Here is a 13,341-nt window from a genome sequence, read left to right on the forward strand (position 1 = left end):
AAAGAATGTAAGGATGCCGATCTCTAATTCAGCAATCCCATGTACGCCCCGCAGATTGTTAAACAATTTACCAGGCGTTAAGCGGCGATATTCTACTCGTCTCCCCTGCTTATCGCAAGGTGAGCCGTTATCACCGTCATGCCTCGGCCGGATATTCGACGACCAGACGACGCGGCGCAACGCGCCCTTCGCCATCCATTTCGCCCATCCCGATGAATTTCCCTTCGTCACCTTCGGTCACGCGCACCAGGCCTTCAAGCGGTGCATCCGCCGTACGAACCGGGTTGCCGTTCTTAAAGTAAACGGACGATGTTAAAGGAAGATTAACAACCGGGAAGTCCGCAGCCGGACTGTCCATCGGCATCAGCAGCGGATCCAGCAAATCTGCCGGCGCGATCCCCTGCGCTTCAGCCTGTTCAACCAGCTCGCGCAAATGTTCCAGGGTCACCATCCGCTCCACCGGATACTTGCTCACCGCCAGACGACGCAGGTAAATCACATGCGCGCCACAGCCCAGCTTTTCACCGAGGTCGTCGATGATGGTGCGAATATAGGTCCCTTTCGAACAGTGCACTTCCAGCTCCAGCTCATCGCCTTCGTGGCGAATAAAGAGCAGCTCATACACGGTAATCGGACGGGCTTCACGCGGGACCTCAATGCCCTGGCGCGCATATTCGTAGAGTTTTTTCCCCTGATACTTCAGCGCCGAATACATCGACGGTACCTGCATCGTATCCCCACGGAAGCTCTCCAGCGCCGCATCAAGCTGCTCCGCGCTGAACGTCACCGGACGCTCCTCCACGACCTGACCATCCGCGTCGGAGGTATCCGTGCGCTGGCCCAGCTTAGCGATAACGCGGTAACGCTTATCGGAGTCGAGCAGGTACTGGGAAAATTTTGTCGCCTCTCCCAGACAGACCGGCAGCATGCCGGTTGCCAGCGGGTCGAGCGCGCCGGTGTGGCCCGCACGGTTGGCGTTATAAATACGCTTAACTTTCTGCAGCACGTCGTTGCTGGAAGCGCCCTGGGGTTTATCCAGCAGCAGCACACCATGCACGTCGCGACCACGACGACGAGGACGACTCATCAGTCCTCCTTGCTGTCGTCCGCCGGGTTAACACGACGCTCATCGTCATGTTTAACCACGCTGGTCACCAGGTTGGACATACGCATACCTTCGACCAGCGAGTTATCGTAGAAGAAGGTCAGTTCAGGCACGATACGCAGGCGCATCGCCTTGCCGAGCAGAGAGCGGATGAAACCAGACGCTTCCTGCAGCGCTTTGATGCCGTTTTTCACTGCGGCTTCGTCCTGATCGTTCAGGAAGGTGACGAACACTTTGGCATAGGCCAGGTCACGGGACATTTCCACACCGGAAACGGTGGTCATCATGCCGACGCGTGGGTCTTTAATTTCACGTTGCAGAATGAGTGCGATCTCTTTCTGCATTTCCTGCGCTACGCGCTGAGGGCGACCAAATTCTTTCGCCATAATAAATTCTCCAGACAAAAAAGGGGCTAAAGCCCCTTTTTGAAATTATTGCCGGGTGGCGCGAGGCGATCCCGGCTTACAATCGGTAATTAAGCGATGGTACGCTGAATTTCGATGATCTCGAACACTTCGATCATATCGCCAACGCGAACGTCGTTGTAGTTCTTCACGCCGATACCACATTCCATGCCGTTACGGACTTCGTTAACGTCATCTTTGAAGCGGCGCAGGGATTCCAACTCGCCTTCGTAGATAACCACGTTGTCACGCAGTACGCGGATTGGGTTGTGACGCTTGATGTTACCTTCGGTAACCATACAGCCCGCGATCGCACCGAATTTCGGTGATTTGAACACGTCACGTACTTCAGCCAGACCGATGATCTGCTGTTTCAGCTCAGGAGACAGCATGCCGCTCATCGCTGCTTTCACTTCGTCGATCAGGTTATAGATGACGGAGTAGTAACGCAGATCCAGACTTTCGGATTCAATCACTTTACGCGCAGACGCATCCGCACGAACGTTGAAGCCAACCAGGATAGCGTTGGACGCAGCAGCCAGGGTTGCGTCGGTTTCGGTGATACCACCTACGCCAGAACCGATGATCTTCACTTTCACTTCGTCGGTAGACAGTTTCAGCAAGGAGTCGGAGATCGCTTCCACAGAGCCCTGAACGTCGGCTTTCAGCACGATGTTCACTTCGTGAACTTCGCCCTCGGTCATGTTGGCAAACATGTTCTCGAGTTTAGATTTCTGCTGACGAGCCAGTTTAACTTCACGGAATTTGCCCTGACGATACAGTGCCACTTCACGCGCTTTCTTCTCGTCACGCACAACGGTCACTTCGTCACCGGCAGCCGGAACACCGGACAGACCCAGGATTTCCACAGGAATGGACGGACCCGCTTCCAGTACTTCCTGACCCAGTTCGTTACGCATCGCACGAACGCGACCGTATTCGAAACCGCACAGAACGATATCGCCTTTATGCAGCGTACCTTCACGAACCAGAACGGTAGCAACCGGGCCACGTCCTTTATCCAGGAAGGATTCGATAACCGCACCGCTCGCCATACCGTTACGGATGGCTTTCAGCTCCAGAACTTCGGCCTGCAGCAGGATCGCGTCCAGCAGTTCGTCGATACCGGTACCCGCTTTCGCAGACACGTGTACGAACTGGCTTTCGCCGCCCCACTCTTCCGGCAGGATACCGTACTGGGAGAGTTCGTTTTTAACACGATCGGGATCCGCTTCTGGCTTATCGATCTTGTTCACGGCAACCACAACCGGCACACCGGCTGCTTTCGCGTGCTGGATAGCTTCGATGGTCTGCGGCATGACGCCGTCGTCCGCCGCAACAACCAGAACAACGATATCCGTCGCCTGAGCACCACGAGCACGCATAGAGGTAAACGCGGCGTGGCCCGGGGTATCCAGGAAGGTGATCATACCGTTGTCAGTTTCTACGTGGTATGCACCGATGTGCTGGGTAATACCACCCGCTTCGCCAGAGGCAACCTTGGTAGAACGAATGTAGTCAAGCAGAGAGGTTTTACCGTGGTCAACGTGACCCATGATGGTCACTACCGGTGCGCGCGGTTCTGCCGCAGCACCTGTGTCACGGTCGCTCATTACTGCTTCTTCCAGCTCGTTTTCACGACGCAGGATAACTTTGTGGCCCATCTCTTCCGCAACCAGCTGTGCAGTTTCCTGATCGATCACCTGGTTGATGGTTGCCATCGCGCCCAGCTTCATCATCGCTTTGATGACCTGAGAGCCTTTAACCGCCATCTTGTTCGCCAGTTCGCCAACGGTAATGGTTTCGCCGATCACAACGTCACGGTTAACGGCCTGAGCCGGCTTCTGGAAGCCCTGCTGCAGAGCGGAACCTTTACGCTTGCCGCCTTTACCACCGCGAACCGCCGCGCGTGCTTCTTCACGGTCAGCTTTGGATTCAGCGTGCTTGTTACCTTTTTTCGCCGGACGCGCTGCTTTTGCATTACGACCACGGCCACGGCCGCCTTCTACTTCACGGTCGTTATCATCTTCAGCCTGACGTGCGTGCTGAGAAGTGGTCACGTGATAGTCGCTGGTGTCTTCAGACTGCTCAGCGGTATCAACACCGTTCTTCTCATTTTCTTCAGCCATACGACGCGCTTCTTCGGCGACGCGGCGAGCTTCTTCTTCCAGCTTACGGCGGGCTTCTTCTTCCGCTTTACGCTTCAGCTCGGCAGCTTCATTTTCACGGCGGGCTTTTTCAGCCTGGGCGGTTTTGGTCATTTCGTCTGTCTGTTGATTGCTCACTTTGTCTTTTTCCGCAGCGTCACGCTTCACTTTATCACTTGCGTCGCGTTTCGCTTTTTCTGCGGCCTCACGTTCAGCTTTTAATTCTGCTTCACGTTTGGCGGCTGCTTCCGCCTCACGCTGAGCTTGTTCTTCCGCTTCACGCTGTGCCTGCTCTTCCGCGGCAAGGCGTTCTGCCTCTTGCGGATCACGTTTTACAAAGGTGCGCGTCTTGCGGACTTCAATTTGTACCGATTTGCTTTTGCCACCGGTACCAGGGATGTTTAACGTGCTACGCGTTTTGCGCTGCAGCGTTAACTTGTCAGGCGTAGAGCCGTGTTCACGGTTCAGGTGCGTTAACAAGGTTTGTTTTTCTTGCGCGGTCACCGAGTCATCAGCGGACTTCGGGATCCCTGCATCAGCAAATTGCTGTACCAGGCGGTCCACGGAGGTCTGAATCTCAGCAGCCAGCGATTTTACAGTTACATCAGTCATGCTGTTCCTTCCTGCTACAGTTTATTACGCTTCGTCGCCGAACCAGCAAATATTACGTGCGGCCATGATGAGCTCGCCGGCTTTCTCGTCGGTTAAACCTTCGATATCAGCCAGGTCATCAACGCCTTGCTCAGCGAGATCTTCCAGCGTACAAACACCACGGGCAGCCAGCTTGAACGCAATCGCACGATCAAGACCTTCCAGATTCAGCAGGTCATCAGCCGGCTTCTTATCGCCAAGGCTTTCTTCCTGAGCCAGTGCCAGGGTGGTCAGTGCGTTTTTAGCGCGTTCACGCAGGGCTTCAACGGTTGGTTCATCCAGACCGTCAATTTCCAGCAGCTCTTTCATTGGCACATAGGCCAGTTCTTCCAGCGTAGAGAAACCTTCTTCAACCAGAACAGTGGCGAAGTCTTCGTCAATATCCAGGTATTTCGTGAAGGTATCGATCGCCGCATGGGCTTCAGCCTGATGCTTAGCCTGCAGGTCATCAACGGTCATAACGTTGAGTTCCCAGCCGCTCAGCTGTGACGCCAGGCGTACGTTCTGGCCGTTACGGCCGATTGCCTGCGCCAGGTTGCCCGCTTCAACAGCGATATCCATGGTGTGTTTGTCTTCGTCAACAACGATAGACGCCACATCAGCCGGAGCCATTGCGTTGATCACGAACTGCGCCGGGTTGTCATCCCACAGAACGATATCAATACGTTCGCCGCCCAGCTCAGTAGAAACTGCCTGGACACGCGCACCGCGCATACCGACGCAAGCACCGACCGGGTCGATACGCTTGTCGTTGGTTTTCACCGCAATTTTCGCACGGGAGCCCGGATCGCGAGCCGCCGCTTTAATCTCAATAACTTCTTCACCGATTTCCGGTACTTCGATACGGAACAGTTCTACCAGCATTTCTGGTTTAGAACGGGTCACGAAGAGCTGTGCACCACGCGCTTCAGGGCGAACGGCGTACAGAACACCGCGAATACGGTCGCCTGGGCGGAAGTTTTCACGCGGCAGCATATCTTCACGCAGGATCACGGCTTCAGCGTTACCCGGCAATCCTTCGGATTTGATCTCCAGGGAGATGTTGTCGCGGTTCACTTTCTTCACCACGCCGGTGATGATTTCGCCTTCCTGATCGCGGAACTGATCGACAACCAGCGCGCGCTCGGCTTCGCGCACTTTCTGCACGATAACCTGTTTAGCGGTCTGGGTGGTGATACGGTCGAAGGTCACAGATTCAATCTGATCTTCAACGTAGTCACCCACGTTCAGACTTTCGTCTTCAAAACGAGCGGCTTCCAGCGTGATCTCTTTGGTCGGCTGGGTCACTTCTTCAACAATTACCCAACGACGGAATGTATCGAAGTCACCGCTTTTACGATCGATTTCTACGCGAACATCGATCTCTTGTTCGTATTTTTTCTTGGTTGCTGTAGCCAGTGCACTTTCCAGCGCTTCAAAAATCTTCTCACGCGGCAGTGATTTCTCGTTGGAGACGGCTTCAACAACAGCCAAAATTTCTTTGTTCATCGCGGGCTTTTCACCTCAATCCAGACTGTTAAAAGTGGGGAACCAGGTTCGCCTTCTGGATATTACTCAGCGCGAACACTTCATCTTTGCCTTCGACTGTCACCGTGATCATTTCACCATCAACGGCTTTGATAATTCCCTGCCATTTACGGCGGTTCTGTACGGCCATACGCAGAACGAGAGCCACTTCTTCACCGGTAAAGCGCACATAGTGCTCGGCCGTGAACATCGGGCGATCGAGGCCAGGTGAGGAAACTTCCAGGTTGTACGCAACGGTAATTGGGTCTTCAACATCAAGAACCGCACTCACCTGGTGGCTGACATCAGCACAATCATCAACATTGATGCCATCTTCACTATCAATATAGATGCGCAGCGTCGATGTACGGCCGCGAACGAATTCGATGCCGACCAGTTCGTAGCCCAGTGCTTCGACCGGTGCAGTAATCATCTCTGTTAATTTTTGCTCTAATGTGGACAAGCCCACCCCCAAGACATAAAAAAAGGGCGTAAAGCCCAGTTATTCTGTAGTCAGATAACAAAAAACCCCGATAAATCGGGGCTTTAGATAACTGAACCCTATAGCCACAACTGTGGCCTGGAGCACTTTCCTAAAGAATTTTTTCAAATCCAGCTACGAAGGCTCTAAGTCTTCACAGTATATTTGAAAAAGAACTTTATGGGAAAGTGGTTGCGGGGGCCGGATTTGAACCGACGACCTTCGGGTTATGAGCCCGACGAGCTACCAGGCTGCTCCACCCCGCGCCTGAAACGTGGCAAATTCTACGCGTTTTGGACAGAATTTGCAAATAATGCTGGGATTTGGTACCGAAGACGGGACGTAAAATCGGCGTTTAGTATATTGATAGTTGACCCCACCTGTCAAGGCGACTTCCGCCAGATCGATCAGACCAAAATTTTTACAAAAAACGCACGAGTCTCTTCCGGTCTTCGCCAAAAGATGATTAAATGAATACTCACTTATTTTGCATAAAAATGCACAAGAGAGCGAAAGCGGTCTCTAATCAGTCAATCAAGCAGGGTTTTATTCTATGACGACGATTCTCAAGCATCTTCCGGTAGGACAACGTATTGGCATCGCTTTCTCAGGTGGCCTGGATACCAGCGCTGCACTGCTGTGGATGCGCCAGAAGGGAGCGGTTCCGTATGCCTATACTGCGAACCTGGGTCAGCCGGATGAGGACGATTATGATGCTATTCCTCGTCGCGCGAAAGAGTATGGTGCTGAGAACGCGCGCCTGATTGACTGCCGTAAGCAACTGGTCGCGGAAGGTATCGCGGCGATTCAGTGTGGTGCATTCCATAACACCACCGGCGGCCTGACCTATTTCAACACCACTCCGCTGGGCCGTGCGGTGACCGGCACCATGCTGGTTGCCGCCATGAAAGAAGACGGCGTTAACATCTGGGGTGACGGCAGCACCTATAAAGGAAACGATATCGAACGTTTCTATCGTTATGGCCTGCTGACCAACGCCGAACTGCAGATTTATAAACCGTGGCTGGATACCGACTTCATCGACGAGCTGGGTGGTCGTCATGAGATGTCCGAGTTTATGATCGCCTGCGGTTTTGACTATAAGATGTCAGTCGAGAAAGCTTATTCCACCGACTCCAACATGCTGGGTGCGACGCACGAAGCGAAAGACCTGGAATTCCTGAACTCCAGCGTGAAGATCGTTAACCCGATCATGGGCGTGAAGTTCTGGGACGAGAACGTGAAAATCCCGGCAGAAGAAGTGACCGTACGTTTCGAACGCGGTCATCCGGTTGCGCTGAACGGCAAAACCTTCTCTGACGATGTGGAGCTGATGCTGGAAGCAAACCGCATCGGCGGTCGTCATGGTCTGGGCATGAGCGATCAGATTGAAAACCGTATCATCGAAGCGAAAAGCCGTGGTATCTATGAAGCCCCGGGGATGGCGCTGCTGCACATCGCTTACGAGCGTCTGCTGACCGGCATTCACAACGAAGACACCATTGAGCAGTATCACTCTCATGGCCGTCAGCTGGGCAAACTGCTGTATCAGGGCCGCTGGTTCGATCCGCAGGCGCTGATGCTGCGTGATGCGCTGCAACGTTGGGTGGCGAGTGCAATCACCGGTGAAGTGACCCTGGAACTGCGTCGCGGTAACGACTACTCCATCCTGAACACCGTGTCTGACAACCTGACCTATAAAGCAGAGCGTCTGACCATGGAGAAAGGTGAATCCGTGTTCTCACCGGACGATCGTATTGGCCAGCTGACCATGCGTAACCTGGACATCACCGATACCCGTGAGAAGCTGTTCAACTATGTTGAGAACGGTTTGCTGTCAGCCAGTTCAGGTAACGGCCTGCCGCAGGTTGAAAACCTGGAGCACAGCGATAAGAAATAATCGCTGATGTAGCATGCAAAAGGCGTCCTGGGGACGCCTTTTTTATTTGGCCTTTCGTAGGGCGGGTAAGCGCAGCGCCACCCGCCATTTTGCCCGGTGGCGCTGCGCTTACCGGGCCTACGAAAAACTACACATAATTTACAGACGAAAAAAAAGACGTCTTTCGACGTCTTTCTTCTGGAATATTGGTACCGAGGATGGGACTCGAACCCACAAGCCCGTTAGGGCACTACCACCTCAAGGTAGCGTGTCTACCAATTCCACCACCTCGGTACAGAATACTTAGTGCGGGATATCGCTGGTTGGCTTAGCCGGTGCAGCTGGCTGAGTCTGCTCAGTTTTTGCTGGCGCGCTCAGGTTTTCCCACTCGCTTCCTTTGCTGGTCTTGTTGCTATTGATATTGCCAAGCACCAGGCTGATGATGAAGAACAGCGTAGCCAGAATCGCCGTAGTGCGGGTCATGAAGTTCGCAGAACCACTTGAACCAAACAGCGTACCGGAAGCGCCTGCTCCGAAGGAGGCTCCCATATCAGCGCCTTTACCTTGCTGCAGCATAATCAGCGCTACGAGAGCGATGGCTACAATAAGGAAAACAACTAAAAGAGCTTCGTACATAATCAACCTGTTCCTTGCGGATTTGCCGCATACCAATGCTTCGACCAATTAGCAGGATTTTTGTTTCCCACTGAAGCGGGTGTGAATACTAACCAAAGCGAATCACCTTCGCAAGGGCATTTTCGACGCATTGTATCAACTGCGGAAAAAAACAGCAAAAAGCCATTAATTGCTTAAAACAAAGGCGGCAAACGCCGCCTTTTTAAACATTTAGCGTGCAAGATTATGCAGCTTTTACGGCATCCGCAATACGGTGCGCAAATTCGGTTACCTGCGCTTCGTCTTCGCCTTCCACCATTACGCGGATCAGCGGTTCGGTACCAGACTTACGCAGCAGCACGCGTCCACGGCTGCCGAGGGCCGCTTCAACATCCGCCATCACCGCTTTCACGTTCTCATTTTCCAGCGGGTCGCCTTTGCCGGCAGTAAAACGTACGTTGACCAGAATCTGTGGGAACATTTTCATGCCGCTGCACAGGTCGTGCAGGCTCATATGGTTGCGCGCCATTGCGGCAACCACCTGCAGCGCGGCCACAATTCCGTCACCGGTGGTGGTTTTGTCGAGCAGGATCACGTGGCCTGAGTTCTCCGCGCCGATACGCCAGCCCTTCTCCTGCAATTTTTCCAGCACATAGCGGTCACCTACTTTCGCGCGAACGAACGGAATACCGAGCTGTTTCAGCGCCAGTTCCAGGCCCATGTTACTCATCAGCGTCCCGACCGCACCGCCACGCAGCTGACCCTGACGCAGACCTTCACGCGCAATAATGTAGAGGATCTGGTCGCCGTCGACCTTGTTACCTTCGTGATCAACCATGATCACGCGGTCACCGTCGCCGTCCAGCGCAATGCCCAGATCGGCTTTTTCAGCCAGAACGCGCGCCTGCAGGGCACGAACATCCGTCGCACCGACCTGCTCGTTGATGTTCAGACCATCCGGCTCACAGCCAATGGCGATCACTTTCGCACCGAGCTCGCGGAAGACATTCGGGGCGATGTGATAGGTCGCGCCATTTGCGCAGTCCACCACAATTTTGAGGTGCGCCAGGCTCAGCTCATTCGGGAAGGTGCCTTTACAGAATTCGATATAGCGACCCGCCGCATCAACGATACGGTTCGCTTTACCCAGCTCTGCGGAATCAACACAGGTGATCTCTTTTTCCATTTCAGCTTCAATGGCTTCTTCCACCTCATCCGGCAGCTTGGTGCCATCAATAGAGAAGAATTTAATGCCGTTGTCGTAGAACGGGTTATGAGAGGCCGAGATAACAATCCCCGCTTCCGCACGGAAGGTGCGCGTCAGATACGCGACCGCAGGCGTTGGCATTGGGCCTGTAAAAGAGGCGGACAGTCCAGCCGCCGCCAGACCCGCTTCCAGCGCGGATTCCAGCATATAGCCGGAAATACGGGTGTCTTTACCGATGATAATTTTACGTGAGCCATGACGCGCCAGAACCTTGCCAGCAGCCCAGCCGAGCTTCAGGACAAAATCAGGGGTGATGGGAGCATCGCCTACGCGCCCGCGGATACCGTCGGTACCAAAATATTTACGATTACTCATAGCGTTTGTTTTCCTTCGCTGCCAGTGTGGCTTCCACCACACGCATGGCTTCTACTGTTTCTTTGACGTCATGGACACGAATGATGTGCGCACCCTGCATCGCCGCAATCACCGCGCAGGCCAGGCTGCCGCTCAGGCGTTCGCTCGGGCCTACATTCAGCAACTGGCCAATCATCGATTTCCTCGACATCCCCACCAGCAGCGGCAGGCCAAAGTGATGAAATTCCGATAAGCGCGCAAGCAGCGCATAGTTGTGGGAGAGATTTTTACCGAAACCGAACCCCGGGTCGAGCAGCAATTTCTCTTTTGGGATACCTGCACGTTCGCAGCGTTCGATATGCTCAATAAAGAAGCGGTTTACGTCGGCAAAGACATCGTCATACTTCGGCGCGTCCTGCATGGTTTTCGGCTGCCCCTGCATATGCATCAGGCAAACCGGCAGCCCGGTTTCCGCAGCCGCCTCAATCGCCCCCGGTTCGGTAAGTGAACGAATATCATTGATAATGTGAGCGCCCACTCTCGCCACTTCACGGATCACTTCCGGTTTGGAGGTATCAACGGAGATCCACACTTCAAACCGCTGCGCGATAGCTTCAACGACCGGCACCACGCGCGCCAGCTCTTCTTCCACAGACACGTCCGCCGCACCGGGACGCGTCGATTCGCCGCCAACATCAATGATGGTGGCACCCGCATTGATCATTAAATTCGCGTGCTTAACCGCCTCGATAAGCGTGTTATGCGTGCCACCGTCAGAGAAGGAGTCAGGGGTAACATTCAGGATCCCCATCACATGGGGATGTGAAAGATCGAGATGCGAGTCCTGAGCGAATAATTTCATGGCGAAATCCCTGATATCTAAATAGTTAAACAGAAATGAAAAACCCCGGAGCAAGCTCCAGGGTTTGAGTTACAGACAAACGCTTCAACAGCAGTGACTTACTTATCGCCCAACTGTTCTGACATGGTGTTGCCCGGGTTTGGCGTACGCGGTTCATCAACCGGACGCGGCGCACGCGGGGTGCCATTGTTGTCAGAGTTATTGGAAGCGCCTGGGTCTTCCCAGCCTGCTGGCGGACGCACTTCACGGCGCGCCATCAGGTCGTCAATCTGCGGTGCATCGATGGTCTCATATTTCATGAGCGCATCTTTCATGGAATGCAGAATGTCCATGTTGTCATTCAGGATCTGACGCGCGCGACCGTAGTTACGTTCAATCAGCGCTTTCACTTCCTGGTCGATGATACGAGCCGTTTCATCGGACATATGTTTCGCTTTTGCCACGGAGCGGCCCAGGAACACTTCGCCCTCTTCCTCTGCATAGAGCAGTGGACCGAGTTTGTCGGAGAAGCCCCACTGCGTCACCATGTTACGCGCCAGGTTTGTCGCCACTTTAATATCGTTCGACGCACCGGTAGAAACATGTTCCGGACCGTAGATAATCTCTTCGGCCAGACGACCGCCGTACAGGGTTGAGATCTGGCTTTCCAGCTTCTGACGGCTGGCGCTGATCGCGTCGCCTTCAGGCAGGAAGAAGGTCACACCCAGCGCACGACCGCGCGGAATAATCGTCACTTTATGCACCGGATCGTGTTCCGGCACCAGACGACCAATAATCGCGTGACCGGCTTCGTGGTAAGCCGTGGACTCTTTCTGCGCTTCCGTCATCACCATGGAGCGACGTTCCGCACCCATCATGATCTTGTCTTTCGCTTTCTCGAACTCCACCATCGACACGACGCGCTTGTTACCGCGAGCGGCAAACAGTGCAGCTTCGTTGACCAGGTTAGCGAGATCCGCACCGGAGAAGCCCGGAGTACCGCGCGCAATGATTGCCGCGTCGATGTCGGGTGCCAGCGGTACGCGACGCATGTGAACTTTCAGAATCTGTTCGCGACCGCGAACATCCGGCAGACCGACAACAACCTGACGGTCGAAACGGCCTGGACGCAGCAGCGCCGGGTCAAGAACGTCCGGACGGTTAGTCGCCGCGATAACGATGATACCTTCGTTACCTTCAAAGCCGTCCATCTCAACCAGCATCTGGTTCAGCGTCTGTTCACGTTCATCGTGACCACCACCCAGGCCTGCGCCACGCTGGCGGCCTACGGCGTCGATTTCATCGATGAAGATAATGCACGGTGCTGCCTTCTTGGCCTGCTCGAACATGTCACGCACACGAGATGCACCAACACCCACGAACATTTCGACGAAGTCAGAACCTGAAATAGTAAAGAACGGCACCTTCGCTTCACCCGCGATGGCTTTCGCCAGCAGGGTTTTACCGGTACCCGGAGGGCCAACCATCAGCACGCCTTTCGGGATTTTACCGCCCAGTTTCTGGAAACGGCTCGGTTCACGCAGGTATTCAACCAGTTCACCGACCTCTTCTTTCGCTTCGTCACACCCGGCAACGTCCGCAAAAGTGGTCTTGATCTGATCTTCCGTCAACATACGCGCCTTGCTCTTACCGAACGACATGGCACCTTTGCCACCGCCGCCCTGCATCTGGCGCATAAAGAAGATCCAGACGCCGATAAGAAGCAGCATCGGGAACCAGGAAATGAAGATAGAAGCCAGCAGGCTTGGTTCTTCTGGCGGCTCACCTACCACCTTGACGTTTTTAGTCAGAAGGTTATCAAGCAGCTTAGGATCGTTCACCGGGATGTAAGTCGTGTAACGGTTACTATCTTTCTTGGTAACGTTGATCTCACGTCCGTTGATACGCGCTTCGCGAACCTGGTCCTGATTGACCTCCTGCAGGAAGGTAGAATAATCCACCTTGCGGCCATTCGACTCGCTGGGCCCAAAGCTCTGGAATACTGACATCAGCACAACGGCAATGACCAGCCAGAGTATTAGGTTTTTCGCCATGTCACTCAAGGGATTAACCTCATATTACAACTGTGTTAAAAACAGCGTCAGGATACTCTATATCCAGTTTCATTCAAACTTTCGTCTGAAATCTCCC

The 13,341-nt window shown here is 54.0% G+C and carries 10 protein-coding genes and 2 tRNA genes; 1 reads left to right on the forward strand and 11 read right to left on the reverse strand.

Annotation, left to right across the window (positions count from 1 at the left end; all coding sequences use genetic code 11):
* Positions 1 to 136: 136 nt before the first annotated feature.
* The 6 genes from truB to ACMGGU_RS18695 all read right to left on the reverse strand — a co-directional run bounded on the left by truB (position 137) and on the right by ACMGGU_RS18695 (position 6,560).
* Positions 137 to 1,087: a tRNA pseudouridine(55) synthase TruB gene (truB, locus tag ACMGGU_RS18670; protein ID WP_420300839.1), complete on the reverse strand. Its 951-nt coding sequence runs from the start codon at positions 1,085 to 1,087 to the stop codon at positions 137 to 139.
* Positions 1,087 to 1,491, reverse strand: a complete 405-nt coding sequence (gene rbfA, locus ACMGGU_RS18675) for a 30S ribosome-binding factor RbfA (RefSeq protein ID WP_003024988.1) — start codon at positions 1,489 to 1,491, stop codon at positions 1,087 to 1,089. Before rbfA ends, truB begins: the two co-directional genes overlap by 1 nt.
* 89 nt (positions 1,492 to 1,580) lie before the next feature.
* Positions 1,581 to 4,268, reverse strand: a complete 2,688-nt coding sequence (infB, locus tag ACMGGU_RS18680) for a translation initiation factor IF-2 (RefSeq protein WP_045910098.1) — start codon at positions 4,266 to 4,268, stop codon at positions 1,581 to 1,583.
* A 24-nt stretch (positions 4,269 to 4,292) separates the two neighbouring features.
* The gene (nusA, locus tag ACMGGU_RS18685; protein WP_003861798.1) at positions 4,293 to 5,795 is read right to left on the reverse strand and encodes a transcription termination factor NusA; all 1,503 of its coding nucleotides are present in this window, start codon (positions 5,793 to 5,795) and stop codon (positions 4,293 to 4,295) included.
* Between the two features lie 28 nt (positions 5,796 to 5,823).
* Entirely contained in the window at positions 5,824 to 6,276 is a 453-nt protein-coding gene (gene rimP / locus ACMGGU_RS18690; RefSeq protein ID WP_014833432.1) for a ribosome maturation factor RimP, read from the reverse strand.
* A 207-nt stretch (positions 6,277 to 6,483) separates the two neighbouring features.
* Positions 6,484 to 6,560: transfer RNA gene (locus ACMGGU_RS18695), tRNA-Met, on the reverse strand.
* A gap of 287 nt (positions 6,561 to 6,847) precedes the next feature.
* Here ACMGGU_RS18695 and argG point away from each other — a divergent pair.
* Positions 6,848 to 8,194, forward strand: coding sequence for an argininosuccinate synthase (gene argG, locus ACMGGU_RS18700; protein ID WP_014833433.1), 1,347 nt, complete (start codon positions 6,848 to 6,850; stop codon positions 8,192 to 8,194).
* Positions 8,195 to 8,380: 186 nt separating this feature from the next.
* Here the strand turns inward: argG and ACMGGU_RS18705 are convergent.
* The 5 genes from ACMGGU_RS18705 to ftsH form a co-directional block, all read right to left on the reverse strand.
* Positions 8,381 to 8,467: transfer RNA gene (locus ACMGGU_RS18705), tRNA-Leu, on the reverse strand.
* A gap of 9 nt (positions 8,468 to 8,476) precedes the next feature.
* Positions 8,477 to 8,809, reverse strand: a complete 333-nt coding sequence (gene secG, locus ACMGGU_RS18710; RefSeq protein ID WP_023309338.1) for a preprotein translocase subunit SecG — start codon at positions 8,807 to 8,809, stop codon at positions 8,477 to 8,479.
* Positions 8,810 to 9,032: 223 nt separating this feature from the next.
* On the reverse strand, positions 9,033 to 10,370 hold the full coding sequence (gene glmM, locus ACMGGU_RS18715) for a phosphoglucosamine mutase (RefSeq protein WP_021242257.1): 1,338 nt from the start codon (positions 10,368 to 10,370) through the stop codon (positions 9,033 to 9,035).
* Entirely contained in the window at positions 10,363 to 11,211 is an 849-nt protein-coding gene (gene folP, locus ACMGGU_RS18720) for a dihydropteroate synthase (RefSeq protein ID WP_045910100.1), read from the reverse strand. Before folP ends, glmM begins: the two co-directional genes overlap by 8 nt.
* 98 nt (positions 11,212 to 11,309) lie before the next feature.
* Complete coding sequence (gene ftsH, locus ACMGGU_RS18725) at positions 11,310 to 13,244, reverse strand: ATP-dependent zinc metalloprotease FtsH (RefSeq protein WP_013098921.1); 1,935 nt, start codon at positions 13,242 to 13,244, stop codon at positions 11,310 to 11,312.
* Between the last annotated feature and the right edge of the window lie 97 nt (positions 13,245 to 13,341).

Source organism: Enterobacter sp. BNK-8, from assembly GCF_048685095.1.
GTDB lineage: Bacteria > Pseudomonadota > Gammaproteobacteria > Enterobacterales > Enterobacteriaceae > Enterobacter > Enterobacter quasiroggenkampii.

Excerpts from the sequence above, each read along its gene's own strand:
- glmM (WP_021242257.1), bottom strand. The coding sequence starts at position 10,370 with ATGAGTAATCGTAAATATTTTGGTACCGACGGTATCCGCGGGCGCGTA.
- argG (WP_014833433.1), top strand. The coding sequence starts at position 6,848 with ATGACGACGATTCTCAAGCATCTTCCGGTAGGACAACGTATTGGCATC.
- rbfA (WP_003024988.1), bottom strand. The coding sequence starts at position 1,491 with ATGGCGAAAGAATTTGGTCGCCCTCAGCGCGTAGCGCAGGAAATGCAG.
- folP (WP_045910100.1), bottom strand. The coding sequence starts at position 11,211 with ATGAAATTATTCGCTCAGGACTCGCATCTCGATCTTTCACATCCCCAT.
- infB (WP_045910098.1), bottom strand. The coding sequence starts at position 4,268 with ATGACTGATGTAACTGTAAAATCGCTGGCTGCTGAGATTCAGACCTCC.
- ftsH (WP_013098921.1), bottom strand. The coding sequence starts at position 13,244 with ATGGCGAAAAACCTAATACTCTGGCTGGTCATTGCCGTTGTGCTGATG.
- secG (WP_023309338.1), bottom strand. The coding sequence starts at position 8,809 with ATGTACGAAGCTCTTTTAGTTGTTTTCCTTATTGTAGCCATCGCTCTC.
- truB (WP_420300839.1), bottom strand. The coding sequence starts at position 1,087 with ATGAGTCGTCCTCGTCGTCGTGGTCGCGACGTGCATGGTGTGCTGCTG.
- nusA (WP_003861798.1), bottom strand. The coding sequence starts at position 5,795 with ATGAACAAAGAAATTTTGGCTGTTGTTGAAGCCGTCTCCAACGAGAAA.